The sequence below is a fragment of the Burkholderia sp. A2 genome (assembly GCF_001729305.1).
Taxonomy (GTDB): domain Bacteria; phylum Pseudomonadota; class Gammaproteobacteria; order Burkholderiales; family Burkholderiaceae; genus Burkholderia; species Burkholderia sola.
In genome coordinates, this window is record NZ_LZXX01000092.1 from 86,636 (window position 1) to 104,504 (window position 17,869).

The following is a 17,869-nucleotide window of genomic DNA, read 5'->3' on the forward strand; positions in this document are numbered from 1 at the left end:
GGTTAGGGAAAATACTGATGAGGGGCTATCGTAAGGAACAGCGGCAGGACGGTCTATGACATACAATCCGTCGTTATTGATCGTTCGTCCGAATCTCGCTATGTCCGAGCCGCTGCTTCCCCCGATCCCCGACGCGCACGACCTCGTCAGCGAGCTGCTGCTGGGGATGCGCCTGAGCGGCGTCCAGTACCGCCGGATCCAGGTTGCGCGGCCGTTCGGGCTGAATTTCGGTCATGCGCCGGGCCGCGCGCAGTTTCATTTCGTGGTGCGCGGGCCCGTGCTGCTGCGCGACGCGTCGGGCGAGACGATGCGGCTCGAGGCCGGCGACGCGATCCTGTTGCCGCACGGCGGCATGCACGCGCTGGTATCCGATCCGGACGTGCCGTGCCGCGAGATCAACGGCTTCGAGATCGCGAAGATCTGCGATACGGTCGCGTCGGTGGCATCGGCCGGCGTGTCGCCCGCGACCTGCGCGACGACGGAGCCGGGCGCCGGCGATGCGCTGATCTTCAGCGCGTGCATGGAGCTCGATCTCGGCGGCATGCAGCCGCTGGTCGGCACGATGCCCGCGTTCATGCACGTGGGCACGCTGCTCGCGCGCTACCCGGAGATCCGCCCGATGCTCGACGCGATGGAGCGCGAAGCGTGCACGGCGCGCGCGGGCTTCGCGGGCATCCTCGCGCGGCTCGCGGACGTGGTCGCCGCGTTCATCGTGCGCGGCTGGGTCGAATGCGGATGCGGCGACGCGACCGGCTGGGTGCAGGCGCTGCGCGAGCCGAAGCTCGGCCGCGCGATCGTCGCGCTGCATCGCGACCCGGGGCGCAACTGGAGCGTCGCGGAACTCGCGACCGAAGCGGGCGTGTCGCGCTCGGTGTTCGCCGAGCGCTTCCTCGCGGCGACCGGGATGACGCCCGTGCGCTACCTGACCGAGTTGCGGATGCGGCTCGCCGCGCAGTGGATCGCGCGCGAGGGCGAGACGATCGAAGCCGTGGCGTACCGGCTCGGCTACGGGTCGCTCGCGGCGTTCAGCCGCGCGTTCAAGCGCGTGGTCGGGCGGCCGCCGGGCGCGATGCGCGCCAAAGGCGACACGCACGCCGGCGTGTGACGTGTCACGCTTCGCGCGCGGCGCGGGGCGGCACAGGGCAAAGCGAACGCGCGCCGAGTCACGCCGGCATCGCTCGATCCGGCATCGCTCGATCCGGCGTCGCCCGAGACGATTGCGCTCAGCCGCCGGGCGCGTCGAGCTTGTCCACCAGCGCCGTCGCGCACTCCACGGCGAGCGCCGCGCACTGCTGCGCATCCACCGGCGCGCCGTTCGTCATCGCGCCTTGCACGATCCGGCCCAGCAATTCCTTCGACAGGTCGGCGATCTCGTGTTCCCGTTCCGTCATGGTCCTCTCCTGCACGTCGGCCGGCTTCGGCCTCTCGTGCGATCGCGCCGGGCGCGGCGTGCACCGCGTGCATCGCACCCGACTTTCAACGTTGCCTTGCCCGCACGACGATCTGCGCCTGCGTGTCGCGTTCGATGCGTTCGAGCGACGCGCGCAGCGCCGTGAACTCGTCGGGCGTGCAGACCTGTCGGCCGAATTCGGCCTTCATCCTCCTCTCGACCTGCACGACCCGCGCGGCCGCGTCGAATACGTAATGCGACGTGAAGTCGACGAAGCGGTCGTGCACGGCCGTATCCACCGGCAGGTCGGTCACCGCGACGTCGGCCGGCAGCGCGATCTGACCGGTCTCGTCGAACGTGCCGCCGACGCACGTCCACGGCTGCGTGCGCACGGGTTCGGCCAGCCAGCCCTCGACCTGCGTCGCGATGCCGCCCGTGAGGCTCGACAGCGCCGGCACGGCGGTCGTGCCGTCCGGCCACACGAAGTGATCGAGCGTGCCCGCATACGTCACGTCGAATGGCCCGTCCGTCGCGCGACGATCGCTCGTCGCGATCTGCGCGCGACCGCGCAGCCCGCTTTGCCGCAGGCGTTCGTTCGCGAGCTGCCGGATGCGGTCGGGCGCCGCACGGCGAAACAGCGTGCGTTCGAGCTCGGCGGTCCAGCCGTCGTCCTCGACGAGCGCGTGAAACCGCGCGGCGCCCGGTTGCACGGCATCGATCGCCACGCGCGCGGTGCGACGCTTCGACTGCGTGGCGGGCGTGCGCGACAGCACGCCGGTGTCGACGAGCAGCGCCGGCCGGTCCATCACGATCGGCGGCAGGTAGCCGAACGCGATGCCGGCCGTCGTGGTGTCCGCGTAGACGCCGAGATCGGGCAGCCACGTGATCGCGTGATTGATCGCGCCGCCGCCGTAACCGGGCACCGACGGCAGCGTGTACACGGAGCCGAGATTGATCAGCACCGGTTCGCTGCGGATGCCGACCGCCGCGAGCAACGCGCCGAACAGCGCGACGTGGTCCTTGCAGTCGCCGTAGCGGTTGCGCAGGATGTCCGTCACGCGGTGCGGCGCGGCGGCCGTCTCGCCGAGAAAGAGCGCGACGTAGCGCACGTTCGCCTGCACCCAGGCGTAGAGGATGCGCGCCTTGTCGCGCGGACCGGCGGCGTCGGCGGTAAGCGCGCGTGCGAGCTGCACGACGGCCGGATCGTTCGCGCCGGGGTCGACGGCCGCATTGCGGTAGCGCGCGGCGAACGCCGCATAGTCGGGCAGCGTGGACACCACGAGCCGGTCGCCGTAGGTCGGATAGCCGACTGAGCCGTTCTCGATCCGGTCGTATGGGCCGTGCCGGTAGTCGAATTCGTAGCGCGTGCGGCCGTTCGCCGTCACCGGCGGCAGCGCGACGTAGCCGCGCGCGTCCGCGTGCAGCGGCATGTCGGCCGGCAGGTCGAAGATCAGCCGCTGGTTCTCCACCGGTTCGCGCGACGGTTCGACGTAGTAGCCGAAGTAACCGGCGTTGACCGGCTTCGTGCGCGACTTGCGGAACGCGATGCGCGTGCTCGACCCGGCCTCGACGCCCGGAAACACGACCGTGCGCAGCAGCCCGTCCTGGAACGTCGGCGCGCCGGCCGAGCGCGGCTCCTGGACGTCGCGAATGCCGTCCGGACCGACCGGATGCGCGACGCCGTCGCGATCGATCGTCTCGGCCGCGACCAGGTCGACCTTCTCCAGGTTCTTGTCGAACCACACGTAGCGCTGCGCGATCGCGTCGATGCCGTTCGCATCGTTCGCGCGCAGGGTCGAATCGTCGTCTTCGTCGAGCGAGCCGTCGTGCTGGATCACGAATACATGGACGTCGCTGACGAGCGTGACGGGCGCTGCGTCGGCCGCAGCGCGTGAGTCACCCATGTCGCGCATGTCGCGCGTATCGGCCACGGCCGTACCCGCGCCGAGCGCCACGACGCACGCGCACAGGCAGCCGGTCCATCGGGAAGGAAAACGCACCACGTCGAAGTTCTCCGCGCGTTCGTTGCCGGACGCCAGCGCCGCGCGCCGGTGCGGCAGCCGTGCCTGCATGATGCGCACATGACGGCCGCCCGCGCCACCCGCGCGCGTGGCCGTCGTGCGGCCCAGTGTGGGCGACGTGCCGGCGAGCGTCAAGCCGCGCCATCGGACGGAGACATCGTGCCGATCGACGACGCTTTCGAGATCGGTTGACCGCGTGATTGCGCTCGCGTGGCTGGGCGTGATCGGGTTCGGCATCCTGCCGACGGCGCGGCATCTCGATGCGGCGGCATCCGGAACCGATCGGCACCGCGCAGCCATGCGCGCTGCGCGATCCCTGACACTAACGGCGAGACGAGGCGCCCCCACGTCGGTCGCCCGACCCACAACAGCCGAACTGCGCCCCGACGCCATTTTCGGCGCGTAAGCGACCGGCGATGCCGGCCGCGTCATCCCCCCGCGCCCGCTCCGCACCAGCCCCTCCTGTCCCGCCGACCTCGGCCCGTCGTTCGGCCGTCCGTCGTCCCCCACCGCTTCGCCCGAACGCGATCTCGCACGGTGTCCCGGTCGTGCGTTTTTCCCCGCAATTCGACATTTGTGCGCGCGCAACAATGGCGATGCCTCGCGCCAGGCGCCATGCAGGCACCCCGATTCCCGCATGGCGCCTGGCGCGGCGCGCTTTAAAAACCACATCTCACGAGGACATACCATGCAACTCCAATCTCATCCGGCATGCCGCCCGTTTTACGAAGCCGGCGAACTCTCGCAACTGACCGCCTTTTACGAAGAAGGCCGTAATGTCATGTGGATGATGCTGCGATCGGAGCCGCGGCCGTGTTTCAACCAGCAGCTCGTCACCGACATCATTCATCTCGCGCGCGTCGCACGCGACTCGGGCCTCACGTTCGACTTCTGGGTGACGGGCTCGCTCGTCCCCGAGCTGTTCAACGTCGGCGGCGACCTGAGCTTCTTCGTCGACGCGATCCGCAGCGGCCGGCGCGATCAACTGATGGCCTACGCGCGCTCGTGCATCGACGGCGTGTACGAGATCTACACCGGCTTCGGCACCGGCGCGATCTCGATCGCGATGGTCGAGGGCAGCGCGCTCGGCGGCGGCTTCGAGGCCGCGCTCGCGCATCACTACGTGCTCGCGCAGAAGGGCGTGAAGCTCGGGTTCCCCGAGATCGCGTTCAACCTGTTCCCGGGCATGGGCGGCTATTCGCTGGTCGCGCGCAAGGCGAACCGCGGCCTCGCGGAATCGCTGATCGCGACCGGCGAAGCGCATGCGGCCGAGTGGTACGAAGACCAGGGGCTGATCGACGAGACGTTCGACGCGGGTGACGCGTATCTGGCGACGCGCACCTTCATCGACGTGGCGAAGCCGAAGCTGAACGGCATCCGTGCGATGCTGCGCGCCCGCGAACGCGTGTTCCAGCTGTCGCGCTCGGAGCTGATGGACATCACGGAAGCGTGGGTGCATGCGGCGTTCACGATCGAGCCGAAGGACCTCGCGTACATGGAACGCCTGGTGATGCTGCAGAACCGGCGCGTGTCGAAGCTGCGCACGGTGTAAATGCGACGGGCGCCGCCGACGGCCGGCGGCGCCTTTTTCCGGAACGACGCTCAGGCGATCAGCCTGAGCTTTCTCGTCTCCGCGAGCCACGCCTCGAACGCCTGCGCCGGCATCGGCCGCGCGTAGTAGTAGCCCTGCGCGTGATCGACGTCGAGCTGCTTGAGGAATTCGGCTTCCGCATGCGTTTCGACGCCTTCGGCGACCACCGCGAAATTCAGCGCCTTCGCGAGCGACACGACCGAGTGCACCAGCGCCTGCGAGCGCGGGTTGCGGTCGATGGCCGTGATGAAGGTGCGATCGAGCTTGATCGCGTCGAGCGGCAGGCGCGACAACTGCGACAGCGACGAATAGCCGGTGCCGAAATCGTCGAGATGGATCTCCGCGCCGAGCTGGCGGAACTGCCGCATCAACCCGATAGCCGCCTCCTCGTCCTCGATGAAGCAGCTCTCGGTCAACTCGATGTCGAGCAGGCCGGGCTTCAGCCCCGCGCCGTCGAGAATCGACGCGAACTGATGGACGATGTTCATGTCCTGCAACTGCCGCGCGGACACGTTCACCGCGATCCGGATGCCGAGCCCCTTCGCCTTCCACGCGGCGGCCTGTGCGGCCGCGGTGCGCATCACCCAGCGCCCGAGCGGCGCGATCAGCCCCGACTCTTCCGCGAAACGAATGAACTCGATCGGCGCGACGAGCCCGCGATCGGGCGACTGCCAGCGGATCAGCGCCTCGACGCCGTGCACGTCGCCCGTCGCGATATCGACGACCGGCTGGTAGTACAGCACGAACTGCTCTTCCTCGAGCGCCTTGCGCAAGTTCGTGTCGAGCCACATGTACTTCGCGACCTTCTGGTTCATCTCGAGCGAGAACACGCGGTACGTATGCTTGCCTTCCTCCTTCGCGACGTACATCGCGGTGTCTGCGCAGCGGATCAGCGTCTCGAGCGAATCGCCGTGCTGCGGGTACATCGCGATGCCGATCGAGCAGCTCGTGTAGACCTCCATCAGCCCGAGATGGATCGGCGTGCGCAGCCGTTCGAGGATGATCTGCGCGGTCGCTTCGAGCAGCGGGCGCGTGCCGTGTTCGAACAGCACGAGGAATTCGTCGCCGCCGAGCCGCGCGAGCGTCGCGCCGGACGGCAGGCAGCCGTTGATGATCGCCGACACGTCCTGCAGCAGGCGATCGCCGGTGATGTGCCCGTAGTGATCGTTGACGCGCTTGAAGTTGTCGAGATCGAGGAACAGGATGCCGACCTGGCCGCGCGTATTGGCGTCGTCCTGCGCGATCGCCGCGTGGATGCGCTCGCTGATCGCATGGCGGTTCGGCAACCCGGTGAGCACGTCGGTGTTCGCGAGCTCGGTGAGCCGCTGCTGCGCGTTGCGCTCCTCGGTGATGTCGATGCCCGAGCAGATCAGGAACTGCTCTTCGACGCCGCTGCCGCTCTGCACGAACTTGTTGCGAAACTGGAACAGGCGCGGCCCGTTGACCGTGTTGATGTAGCGCTCGACCGCGAACGACTTGTTGCTTGCGAAGAAGCCCGTGATGTTGGTGCGCGACTGCGCGCCCTGCTCCGGGCTCATGAACAGCTCGAACGCGCTGCGGCCGATCACGTCGACCTCGCGCTTGCCGGTCACTTCCTCGCACAGGCGGTTGAAGCGCTGCACCATCCCGTTGCGGTCGAGGATCACGACGAGGGAATTCACTTCCGACACGACCTGCTCGGCGAACGCGAGCCCGTGCGACAGGTCGCCGGCAACGGACTCGGTATCGGAATAGGCGGACGCCGTGCCGGCCCAGTCGACCGTATTGACCTTCTTGCCGACGAGATGGAGGCTGACCGTGCTGCCGAACAGCACGATGTCGAGCACGAGGTGCGACGTGACGCCGGTCAGCGCGCGGATGCGCGCGGCCTGTTCGACCGTCAGCGCGACCGCGACGTTGGTCAGGCCGCGGACCGCGGCCAGTTCGAGCGCATTGCTGTCGCTGCCGAGACGCCAGCAGGGGCTGCGCGTACCGACGTGCGCCTCGAGCACCGCGCTATCGTTTTCGTCATCCATGGACACGCCCCGATCCAAAAAAAACGCACAGTGTAGACGGAGGCGAGTAAGCCCACCGCCTTCCCGGGCCGCGCAGCGCACGTGCCCGGCAGGGCAGCCGTGATTGCCGTGACAGCGGCCTCGTCCCGTACTTGTTTGCAGCTGATGCGACCGGCGTTCGCGCGTGATGCGCGCAGGTTCTGCCTTACGAATGATGAGAGCCATCTTATCAAATGACAATGAAGAATGGCACTCACATTTAGAGAAGAGTGTCAAGGAATCGGGACTCGATTGGCAAGCCGGACTTTTCATGATTGGCCGCTTGCGCGTGCGCGCGTGGCGCGGTGCGCATTGGGGGCGGCGTGCCGGGCCCCAGCGCCCCGCCGGGCGGGCGTTCGAGGCCGGTCCGTCGATATGGGGCCTGATCTTTCGGGAGCCCGTGGCGGCAGGGTCGAATCGGACGCCGTAATTCGCAGTTTCCCGTGTTTTTTGATTCCATTCGTGCGCGAATACGCGGTTTTATTCCACAGTTCGTTGCAATATTCTCCGCCCGCCCCCGTCGCACCCGGCGCGGCGCATCCGCGCCGGGTGCGCGGGTCAGCCTGCCGCGCCGTAGCCGCCGCCGCCCGGCGTTTCGACGACGAACACGTCGCCGGGCGCCATCTGCGCGCGCCCGATGTGGTCGAGCGCCTCGACCGTGCCGTCCGCCCGCTCGATCGTGTTGCGGCCGAGCGCGCCGGCTTCGCCGCCCGCCGCGCCGAACGGCGCGTGGACCCGGTTGTTCGACAGGATCGACGCGGTCATCGGCTCGAGGAAGCGGATCCGCCGCACCGCGCCGTCGCCGCCGCGCCAGCGCCCGCCGCCGCCCGAGCCCGCGCGGATCCGGTGCGAATCGAGCCGCACCGGGTAGCGCCATTCGAGCACCTCGGGATCGGTGAGCCGCGAGTTCGTCATGTGCGTCTGCACCGCGGCGACGCCCGCGAAGCCGTCGCCCGCGCCGCTGCCGCCCGCGATCGTCTCGTAGTACTGGTATTGATCGTTACCGAATGTGAAGTTGTTCATCGTTCCCTGGCTCGACGCGATGCAGCCGAGCGCGCCGTACAGCGCGTTGGTGATCGCCGACGACGTCTCGACGTTGCCCGACACGACAGCCGCCGGGTAGTCGGGGTTCAGCATCGAGCGAGCCGGCACGATCACGGTCAGCGGCTTCAGGCAGCCGGCGTTCAGCGGGATGTCGTCGCCGACGAGCGTGCGGAACACGTACAGCACGGCGGCCATGCAGACGGCCTTCGGGGCGTTGAAGTTGTTGTCGAGCTGCGCGGACGTGCCGGTGAAATCGATCTCCGCGCGGCGGGCGGCACGATCGACGCGGATCGCGACGCGAATCTCCGCGCCGTTGTCGAGCGGGTAGCGGTACGCGCCATCCTGCAGCGCACCGATCACGCGCCGCACGGCTTCCTCGGCGTTGTCCTGCACGTGCGTCATGAACGCGAGCACGACGTCGCGGCCGAACTGCGCGACCATCCGGCGCAGCTCGTCGACGCCCTTCTGGTTCGCGGCGACCTGCGCGCGCAGGTCGGCCATGTTCTGCTCGACGTTGCGCGCCGGATAGCGGCCGGATGCCAGCAGCGCGCGCGTCTCGGCATCGCGCAGCACGCCGGCCGACACGAGCTGCCAGTTGTCGATCAGCACGCCTTCCTCGTCGATATGGGTCGAATCGGGCGGCATCGAGCCCGGCGTCGTGCCGCCGATGTCCGCATGGTGGCCGCGCGAGCCGACATAGAACAGCGGCGCGTCCGAGCCGTCCGCGAACACCGGCGTGATGACCGTCACGTCCGGCAGATGCGTGCCGCCGTGGTACGGATCGTTCAGCATGAACACGTCGCCGTCGCGCATGCGGCCGCGGTTGCGCTCGATCACCGTGCGGATGCTCTCGCCCATCGAGCCGAGATGCACGGGCATGTGCGGCGCGTTCGCGATCAGGTTGCCGTCGCCGTCGAAGATCGCGCACGAGAAGTCGAGCCGCTCCTTGATGTTCACCGAATACGCGGTGTTCTGCAGCCGCAGCCCCATCTGCTCGGCGACCGACATGAACAGGTTGTTGAAGATCTCGAGCCGCACCGGATCGGCGTCGGTGCCGAGCGAGCGGCGCGTCGGCAGCGGCGTCGTGCGCGTCAGCACGAGATTGCCCTGGGCGGTCATCCCGGCGCGCCAGCCGGGCTCGACGACGGTCGTGCCGTTCTTCTCCGCGACGATCGCCGGGCCGTCGATCGTATCGCCGGCGCGCAGCGTGTCGCGCACGACCAGCACCGCGTCGTGCCACCGGCCGCCGGAATAAAAGCGCACGGCCGTGCGCGCTTGCGGCGCCGCGCCCGCCTCGCGCGGCGCGAGCGGCGCGATGTCGACCGGCGCATCCGAGCGGCCGATCGCCTCGACCGATGCGAGCTCGGCCACGAGGGGCGTACCGGGCATCAGGAACGCGTAGCGCTGCCGGTACGCAGTTTCGAACGCCTGCTGCATCGCCGCGACCGAGCCGGCCGGCACGTCGAGCGCGGAATCGGTGCCCTGGTAGCGCAGGTGCACGCGTCGCTCGGTCGCGATCCGCTCCGGCGGCACGCCCTGTTCGAGCAGCGCGCCGATGGCCTCGTCGGCCAGCCGGTCGAGCGCCGCGTTCAGCGCCGGCAGCGACGCATCGGTCAGCACGGCCTCGACCGCGCGCTCGCGCATCGCGGTCTGGTCGGCGAGGCCCATCCCGTACGCGGACAGCACGCCCGCGAGCGGATGCGCGAACACCTGTGTCATCCCGAGCGCATCGGCCACGCCGCACGCGTGCTGGCCGCCCGCGCCGCCGAACGTCGTCAGCACGTAGCGCGACACGTCGTGGCCGCGCTGCACGGAGATCTTCTTGATCGCGTTCGCCATGCTGCCGATCGCGATCTCCAGGAACCCTTCGGCGAGCGCCTCGGGCGTCTCGCGCCGGCCGGTCGCCGCGTGGATCTCGTCGGCAAGCGCCGCGAACTTCGCGACCACGCCGTCGCGGTCGAGCGGCTGGTCCGCATGCGGGCCGAACACGCGCGGGAAATGATCGGGCTGGATCTTGCCGAGCATCACGTTGCAGTCGGTCACCGTCAGCGGGCCGCCGCGCCGGTACGCGGCCGGCCCCGGGTTCGCGCCGGCCGATTCGGGCCCCACGCGCAGCCGCGCACCGTCGAAACCGAGCACCGAGCCGCCGCCGGCCGCGACGGTATGGATGCTCATCATCGGCGCGCGCATCCGCACGCCGGCCACCTGCGTCTCGAACGCGCGCTCGAATTCGCCGTTGTAGTGCGATACGTCGGTCGACGTGCCGCCCATGTCGAAGCCGATCACCTGGCCGAAGCCGGCCGCGCGCGCCGCGCGCACCATCCCGACGATGCCGCCGGCCGGGCCCGACAGGATCGCGTCCTTTCCCTGGAACGCGTCGGCGCGCGTGAGGCCGCCGCTGCTCTGCATGAACTGCAGGTTCACGCCCGGCATCTCGTGTGCGACCTGCTCGACGTAGCGGCGCAGGATCGGCGACAGGTATGCGTCGACCACGGTCGTATCGCCGCGCGACACCATCTTCATCAACGGCGACACCTCGTGCGACACCGACACCTGCGTGAAGCCGATGCGGCGCGCGAGCGCCGCCAGCATGCGTTCGTGCGCGGTATGGCGATAGCCGTGGATCAGCACGATCGCGAGCGCACGCACGCCGCTGTCGAACACGCGGCGCAACGACGCTTCGGCGCCCTGAACGTCGAGCGGCACGACCACGTCGCCGTGCGCGCCAACGCGCTCGTCGATCTCGACGACCGTCTCGTACAGCGCGTCAGGCAGCACGATGTCGAGATCGAACAGGCGCGGCCGGTTCTGGTATGCGATGCGCAGCACGTCGCGAAACCCGCGCGTCGTGGCCAGTGCGGTGCGTTCGCCCTTGCGTTCGAGCAGCGCGTTGGTCGCGACCGTCGTGCCCATCTTCACCATGTCGACGTGCGCGGGCGTGATCGGCTCGTCCGCCGCGAGGCCGAGCAGGTGGCGGATGCCGGCCACGGCCGCGTCGCGGTACTGCTCGGGGTTCTCCGACAGCAGCTTGTGCGTGACGAGCGTGCCGTCGGGCCGCCGCGCGACGATGTCGGTGAACGTGCCGCCGCGGTCGATCCAGAATTGCCAGCGCGCGGTGTCGGAGGGAACGGAAGAAAGGTGTCGGTCAGTCATGATGTCGGTCGATGCGTCGTTGATTCGAGGGACGAGCGCCGCCGCACGGCGCGCGTCGCGCGCCGTGTCACGGTGTCGAGGAAAGGGGAGGAAAAACGCGGGGCGGGGCGGGCCGCCCCGCCGCTGCCGTCGGTCAGGCGGCGTCGAGTTCGCGTCCGCGGGTCTCGGGCAGCGTCAGCGCGGCGACGATCACCACGCCGTACGCGGCGACCGCGAAGATGCCGATGCTCGTACCGAGCCCGTACTGCTTGGACAGCGCGCCGATCAGGAACGGGAACAGCGCACCGATCGCGCGGCCCACGTTGTAGCAGAAGCCCTGGCCGGAGCCGCGCACGCGGGTCGGGAACAACTCGGTGAGGAACGCGCCCATCCCCGAGAAGATGCCCGATGCGAAGAAGCCGAGCGGGAAGCCGAGCCACAGCATCGATGCGTTGGTCAGGTTCAGCGACGTGTACGCGAACGCGATCACCATCGAGCCGACCGCGAACAGGATGAAGTTCGGCTTGCGGCCGAGGCGGTCGGTCAGGTACGCGCTCGTCAGGTAGCCGACCCACGAGCCGAAGATGATCATCGCGAGATAGCCGCCAGTGCCCATCACCGTCAGGTGCCGTTCGGTCTTCAGGAAGGTCGGCAGCCACGTCGTGATCGCGTAGTAGCCGCCCTGCGCGCCGGTCGTCAGCAACGCCGCGCGCAGCGTCGTCGTGATCAGCTTCGGCGCGAAGATCTCGGTGAGGCGCGGCGCATCGGCCACTTTCGCCTGCGCGGCCTTCTCCTTCTCGTAGACGTCCGGCTCCTTCACGTAGCGGCGGATCGCGACGACCAGCAACGCGGGCGCGAGCCCGACGAGGAACAGCGCGCGCCACGCCTGCTCGGCCGGCAGCACCGAGAACAGCAGCGCATACAGGAGCGCGCACAGCCCCCAGCCGATCGCCCAGCCCGACTGCACGAGGCCGACCGCCCTGCCGCGATCGCGCGCGCGGATCACTTCGCCGATCAGCACCGCGCCGGCCGTCCATTCGCCGCCGAAGCCGAAGCCCATCAGCGCACGCGCCGCGACGAGCTGATGGTAGTTCTGCGCGAGCCCGCACAGCGCGGTGAACACCGCGAACCACAGCACCGTGAGCTGCAGCGTGCGCACGCGGCCGATGCGGTCGGACAGGATGCCGGCGATCCAGCCCCCGAGCGCCGACGCGAGCAGCGTGATCGTGCCGATGAATCCCGCGTCGGCAAGCGTGATGCCCCAGGTCGCGACGAGCGTCGGGATCACGAACGACAGCATCTGCGTGTCCATCCCGTCGAGCATGTAGCCGACCTTGCAGCTCCAGAATGCGCGGCGTTCGCGCGGCTGCGCATCCGCGTACCACGAGAACAGGCCGCTGCGCTCGCGGCTCGCGGGCTCGGCGGCGGGCGCCGCGAGGGTCTTGCTTTCCATGGTGGTGCTCCTGTCGTGATGCGTCGTCAAATGGCGTGTGGTGCGGTGTGTCGCAGGTGCGCCGCGTGCGCGGCGCTCGGCCGGTCAGAACACGGCCAGCGATGCGTTCGTGATGTCAGTCATCAGCATGTGGCCGGGCGTATGCGCGATCGCGATCGGCAGCTTCGCGTCCATCAGCGCGGTTTGCGGCGTCACGCCGCACGCCCAGAACACCGGCAGCTCGCCGTCGCGGATCGTCACCGCGTCGCCGAATTCGGGCGCGTCCAGATCCTCGATGCCGAGTTCCCGCGGATGGCCGATATGGATCGGCGCGCCGTGCACGCCCGGGAACCGACTCGTGATCTGCACCGCGCGGATCGCGTCGGCGCCGCGCAGGGGCCGCATCGACACGACCAGCTGGCCGCCGAAAATCCCCGCGCGGCGGTTCGCGATCGACGTGCGGTACATCGGCACGTTGCGCCCCTCCTCGACGTGGCGCAACCCGATCCCTTCGCGGGCAAGCATGTCCTCGAACGAGAACGAGCAGCCGATCGCAAATACGACGAAATCGTCGCGCCACAGCGCTTCGAGCGATTCGACGCGCTCGGTCAGGAGGCCGTCCCTATATACGTTGTAGCTCGGCACGTCGGTGCGGATGTCGAGATCCTCGCCGAGCGCGGCGATCCGGAACGCGCCCGGTTCGCCGACGCCCAGCAGCGGGCAGGCCTTCGGGTTCGCCTGGCAGAAGCGCAGGAAATCGTGCGCGTACGCGTCGGGCAGAATCGCGAGGTTCGCCTGGGCAAACGGGCCGCAATGGCCGGCGGTCGGGCCGCGGAACGCGCCGCGGCGCACGGACTGGCGAAATTCGGAAGGCGTCATGATGGTCGGTCGCAGATCGGGATGGCGGGGCGATGACGGTGGTGGGTCATCGGATATGGCGAAGAATAGAAAGGAAAAAATTTTGTCGCCAACGAGTTTTTTTGCGCCCGTTGTATAGAATTTCTTAACGACTCTGCGGGTTTTCCCCGGTCCCGTTCACTTTTCGTCGCCGGCAAGCTGCGCATCCATTGCTCGCCCGACCGCCATGAACACGCGTTTTCTCGAAACCTTCGTCACGCTCGCGAAGCTGCGCAACTTCCGCACAACGGCGGCTGCGCTGCACGCGACGCCGGCCGCGATCTCGCAGCGCGTGAAGGCGCTCGAGGACGAACTGCACACTATCCTCGTCGATCGCGACAGCCGCGCGTTCCGGCTCACGCCGAACGGCGAATACCTGCTCGGCTATGCGAAAGCCGTCGTCGAGGCGACGCAGGAACTGCAGGCCGCCGCGTCCGGCGAGCGCGCGCTGCGCGGCAAGCTGCGGCTCGGCGTGATCGAGACGGTCGTGCACAGCTGGCTGCCGCACTATATGCGGCGGCTCGCGGCCGACTATCCGCAACTGGAAATCGACCTGACCGTCGACGTCAGCGTCGTGCTGCAGCGCCGGCTGATGGCCGGCGAGCTCGATCTGATCATCCGGGTCGAGGGCAGCGACGAGGCGTCGGTCGTGTGCGACGCGCTCGCGAACTACCCGGTGCGCTGGATCGCGCGCGCCGGGCTGCTGCCGAACACGCGCACCGGCCTCGCACGGCAGGTACTGCGCCAGCCGATCCTCACCTACGGGCGCGGCACCGCGCCCCATCGCGCGCTGGAAGACATCGTCCGCACGCTCGCGCACGCACACGGCGTGCCGCTATCGGAGACGCGCATCACCGGGTCGCCATCGATCTCGGTGATCGTGCAACTGGTGCGCGACGGCTTCGGCGTCGCCGCGATTCCGGTGCTGTTCGTCGATGCGCTGATCGAGAGCGGCGAAGTCGTCGAGTTGCCGCTGCAGCCGTCGCCGCCGTCGATCGTCGTGTCGATGTCGCGACGGGCGGACGCGCCGCGGTTCGTGCACGGTGCGTCGATCGCCGCGCGGGCGGCGTGTCATGAATATTGCGAAAAAAGCACGCGGTTGCTGGTCGAAGCGCTTTGACTTTTCAGCGGCGAGCGACACACGTTCGACATCGCCGCGCGAATCGCCCACAATCGCGTTCGGCGCGTCGCCATATCGGCGCCGCGCATCGTGAATGACGGGCCGGCCGGCATTCGTCGCTTCGCATGATCGTGCACCACGAGAAGGCAACATGCAGATTCGCTCCGCTTCGTCCCGCCTGAACCTCGCGCGCGTCGTGATCGTCGCGCTGTATGTCGCGTCGCTGCTGCTGCCCGTCGCGGCCGAACCGCCGAATGCGGTCGGCGCGGTAAGCTGGTGGCGCGGCTACACGGTGCTCGCGCTTGGCGAACTCGCGATCCTCGACCTGCAATTCGCCTGGCTCGGCAATCCGCTGCTCGTCGTCGCGCTGCTAAGGCCGAGCCGTACCGTGTCGGCGCTGCTGGCCGTGGTCGTGGTCTTTGCGCTCGGCTGGCATACGATTCCGACCGACGCGAACTACGAAACGATCCGCACGTTCGGCGCCGGGTACTACCTGTGGATCGCGGCGATGGTGGGCGCCGCCGCGTTACCTTGGATCGACGGGCGCGAGCGGCAGGTGGGCGTGACACCGAGCCGTGCCGCCGGCGCCGTGGACGGGGTCGTACCGAACGGCGCCGTCACCGGCACCGGCGGCCCGGCCCGGGCGAATGCCGCGCCGGCATCGACGCGTCCGCCTGCCCGGCAGAGCGGCTGGACCGTGACGGCAACCGATACGCGCATCGAGTCGACCGATCAGACCGGGACGACACGCGGCATCACGCTGTCCGACCTCGGCGCGATCCTGATCGAAACCAACGACCAGGGGCCGTTCGTGTCGGATGTCTGGTGGGTCCTGTTCGATACGAACAAGCAGTTCGCGTGTGCCTTTCCGCAGGATGCCGAAGGTGCGAAGGCGGCGGTCGACCGGCTGCTCGACCTGCCCGGCATCGACCACCGCAAGGTCATCGACGCGCAGACGTCGATCCAGAACGCGACGTTCCCGATCTGGGAGCGTGCGGCGCGCGAACCGGCCACGCCGGGAGAAACCGGCGCGACCGCCTGACCGGCGACCGTTACGCGGATGACCCCGCATGCGGCGGCGTCAGCTTACCGTCGCCATACTCGCGCAGCACCTGCGAAATCACGACGCGATACCCGTCCAGCCAGCGCGCCTGCTTCGCCTTGGCCTCGAGATGCGCGGGATGCTGCATCAACTGCCGCAGCGCCGCCTCGGATTCCCAGTAGTAGACGTTCTGGACCAAGCCGGCTTCCGCGTTCTCCCACGTTTCCTCGCCGAGATAGCCGGGCGTCGCGCGCGCCATGTCGGCGATCTGCCGGTCGAGCCGGTGGAATTCGTCGTCGTACTGCCCGGCACGAAAAATGAAGGTCGACGCGTACATGCCGCTCACTCTGCCACGATTGAAAGAGCGCCAAGTGTAAGGCACGCGCGGCGTGCCGCGATCGTCACGCGGCGAGCGAAGCGGCGCCGACGCGATCGTCGAGCCACGCGTCGATGCGCGGCGCATCGTCACGCGTGGCGGCGGTGGGCGACGGCATGGCCGCGAGCGCTTGTCGCGCCCGTTCCAGCGCCTGCGCGAAGCCGCGCAATTCGTGCGTCGCCGGCCGGTCGTCGGGCCGTCGGCGCGCGAGCGCCGCTTCGACGTTCGCGCCGATCAAGGCCAACTGCGCGTCGATGAAGTCGATGCACAGCGCGCGGCAATGCGCGGATACCTGAGCGACGACGAGCAGCACCGGCACGATCGACACGGTCAGGTAGCCGCCGGGCGCCAGCCGCGACAGCGCATGGCGCACGCCCTGCCCGCCGTCGGTCAGCGACGCGAACACGGCGTCGCGCCACACCGCGCGCTCGAACACGAGCGCATCGCGATGCGCGTCGAGCGCCGCACGATCCGCGACCTGTCCGGCCGTCACCAGCGGAATCGGGAACGACGATTCGTTCGCGGGCTGCACACTTCCGGCCTCGACGATGCAGTTCGCGCCCAGCCAGGCCGCATCGTCGCGCCGTGCCGCAAGCACATGGCCCTGCAACCGGTCGGGCAGCATCGGATCGAGCGGCACCGCGCGGCAGATCGACGGCTTGTTCGCGTGCACGCCGCAGCGGCCGTCGTCGGCGAGTGCCGCGCAACGCCCCAGCGACGGATAGTCGTAGCCTTGCAGCGTCAGTGCGAGCCATTCGGGATACGCGCCGCCGCCGCGATGGAGCAGCCGGTCCGCCAGCGCATCGGCGGCCGCGACGTCGTCCGCATCGAGCGTGTGCTCGCCCCCGCCCGCCTGCCAGCGTTCGCCGATCCGCCGCTTCGGTACGCGACGAATCGTCAACGCGCCGACGAAGCGGTGCCGATGCCGGAACAGCTCGCGCAACGACAGCGCCGGCGCGCTGTTGCAGCAGCGGCCGCACGCGTTGCACGCGAGCAGGTAGGTGTCTACCACGGCCGCCGCACCGAATCCTGGTAGCGCGTGAGAATGAAGCGCGCGACGTCGTCCGAGTGATACGCGGCGACGAGCTGCGCGACCCACGGCTTCGCGCGATCGGCGTCGCGCACCGTGAGCACGTTCGCATACGGCGAGCGGGCGTCCTCGAGGCTGATGCTGTCGCGCGCGGGCTGCAGCCCGGCGCGGGCCGCGTCGTCGCTGTCGATCGCGACGAACGCGGCCGTATCGAGCGCCGCGTAAAGGCGGTCGCCGCGCAGCGCGACGAGTTTCAGCGCGAGCCGGTTGCTCGTCACGTCGCGCAGCGTCGCATGCAGCCCGGCTTTTTCGCGCAGCGTCACCAGCGTGTCGTTCTGCAGCAGCACGAGCGCACGCGCCATCCCGCGTGGATCGGCGGGCAGCGCGACCGTCGCGCCGGGTTGCAGTTCATTCAGGTTCTTCAGCTTGCGCGAATAGAACGCCATCGGCAGCGTGACGGTCGGCGCGACGGCGGTGAGCGCATAACCTTTCGCCGCGCGCGTGGCGCTCAGGCGCTGCGCATCCTCGAAGCTGGCCGCGTCGATCCGCCCGTCGGCCAGCGCCGTGTCGATGCGCGACGCATCGTCGAATTCGACGACGTCGACACCGAGCCCGCGCGCGGCGGCCACCCGCTTCACTTCGTCGAGGATCTGCGCATGCACGCCGCGCGTGACGCCGACGCGCACGGCCGGCGCCGACGCTTCGGCAGCCATCGTCGATCCCTGAGGCATCAGCACGCAGGCAGCCAGCAGCCACGCCGA

13 protein-coding genes are annotated in these 17,869 nt (G+C 69.1%); 4 read left to right on the forward strand and 9 right to left on the reverse strand.

The window, feature by feature from the left end; translation table 11 throughout:
- The first annotated feature begins 55 nt into the window (after nucleotides 1-55).
- Nucleotides 56-1,105 (forward strand): AraC family transcriptional regulator, encoded by a 1,050-nt coding sequence (locus A9Z05_RS15855; protein ID WP_069618923.1) that lies wholly within the window; start codon nucleotides 56-58, stop codon nucleotides 1,103-1,105.
- A 118-nt stretch (nucleotides 1,106-1,223) separates the two neighbouring features.
- Here the strand turns inward: A9Z05_RS15855 and A9Z05_RS36935 are convergent, their stop codons facing one another.
- Nucleotides 1,224-1,391 (reverse strand): hypothetical protein, encoded by a 168-nt coding sequence (locus A9Z05_RS36935; protein WP_176730213.1) that lies wholly within the window; start codon nucleotides 1,389-1,391, stop codon nucleotides 1,224-1,226.
- 85 nt (nucleotides 1,392-1,476) lie between these two features.
- A complete protein-coding gene (locus A9Z05_RS15860) occupies nucleotides 1,477-3,393 on the reverse strand; it encodes a DUF3857 and transglutaminase domain-containing protein (protein ID WP_069619065.1) in 1,917 nt (638 codons plus the stop codon).
- Between the two features lie 706 nt (nucleotides 3,394-4,099).
- Here A9Z05_RS15860 and A9Z05_RS15865 point away from each other — a divergent pair.
- Nucleotides 4,100-4,963: a crotonase/enoyl-CoA hydratase family protein gene (locus A9Z05_RS15865; RefSeq protein ID WP_069618924.1), complete on the forward strand. Its 864-nt coding sequence runs from the start codon at nucleotides 4,100-4,102 to the stop codon at nucleotides 4,961-4,963.
- Nucleotides 4,964-5,013: 50 nt separating this feature from the next.
- Here A9Z05_RS15865 and pdeR read toward each other — a convergent pair whose 3' ends face one another.
- From pdeR to A9Z05_RS15885, 4 genes are all read right to left on the reverse strand, one after another.
- Nucleotides 5,014-7,017, reverse strand: coding sequence for a cyclic di-GMP phosphodiesterase (gene pdeR, locus A9Z05_RS15870; RefSeq protein ID WP_069618925.1), 2,004 nt, complete (start codon nucleotides 7,015-7,017; stop codon nucleotides 5,014-5,016).
- A 576-nt stretch (nucleotides 7,018-7,593) separates the two neighbouring features.
- Nucleotides 7,594-11,232, reverse strand: a complete 3,639-nt coding sequence (locus tag A9Z05_RS15875; RefSeq protein ID WP_069618926.1) for a hydantoinase B/oxoprolinase family protein — start codon at nucleotides 11,230-11,232, stop codon at nucleotides 7,594-7,596.
- A 133-nt stretch (nucleotides 11,233-11,365) separates the two neighbouring features.
- Nucleotides 11,366-12,664, reverse strand: a complete 1,299-nt coding sequence (locus tag A9Z05_RS15880; protein ID WP_069618927.1) for an MFS transporter — start codon at nucleotides 12,662-12,664, stop codon at nucleotides 11,366-11,368.
- 84 nt (nucleotides 12,665-12,748) lie between these two features.
- The gene (locus tag A9Z05_RS15885) at nucleotides 12,749-13,522 is read right to left on the reverse strand and encodes a putative hydro-lyase (RefSeq protein WP_069618928.1); all 774 of its coding nucleotides are present in this window, start codon (nucleotides 13,520-13,522) and stop codon (nucleotides 12,749-12,751) included.
- Between the two features lie 205 nt (nucleotides 13,523-13,727).
- Between A9Z05_RS15885 and A9Z05_RS15890 the strand changes: the two genes are divergently transcribed.
- On the forward strand, nucleotides 13,728-14,660 hold the full coding sequence (locus A9Z05_RS15890) for a LysR family transcriptional regulator (RefSeq protein ID WP_069618929.1): 933 nt from the start codon (nucleotides 13,728-13,730) through the stop codon (nucleotides 14,658-14,660).
- A gap of 151 nt (nucleotides 14,661-14,811) precedes the next feature.
- Complete coding sequence (locus tag A9Z05_RS15895; protein ID WP_069618930.1) at nucleotides 14,812-15,702, forward strand: hypothetical protein; 891 nt, start codon at nucleotides 14,812-14,814, stop codon at nucleotides 15,700-15,702.
- Between the two features lie 10 nt (nucleotides 15,703-15,712).
- On the opposite strand, the gene A9Z05_RS15900 is transcribed toward A9Z05_RS15895, so the two are convergent.
- From A9Z05_RS15900 to A9Z05_RS15910, 3 genes are all read right to left on the reverse strand, one after another.
- Nucleotides 15,713-16,039, reverse strand: coding sequence for an antibiotic biosynthesis monooxygenase (locus A9Z05_RS15900; protein ID WP_069619066.1), 327 nt, complete (start codon nucleotides 16,037-16,039; stop codon nucleotides 15,713-15,715).
- A gap of 64 nt (nucleotides 16,040-16,103) precedes the next feature.
- Nucleotides 16,104-17,090, reverse strand: coding sequence for a YkgJ family cysteine cluster protein (locus A9Z05_RS15905; protein ID WP_069618931.1), 987 nt, complete (start codon nucleotides 17,088-17,090; stop codon nucleotides 16,104-16,106).
- Nucleotides 17,084-17,839: a MetQ/NlpA family lipoprotein gene (locus tag A9Z05_RS15910; protein WP_069619067.1), complete on the reverse strand. Its 756-nt coding sequence runs from the start codon at nucleotides 17,837-17,839 to the stop codon at nucleotides 17,084-17,086. The genes A9Z05_RS15905 and A9Z05_RS15910 overlap by 7 nt, the downstream gene beginning before the upstream one ends.
- Nucleotides 17,840-17,869 lie beyond the last annotated feature (30 nt).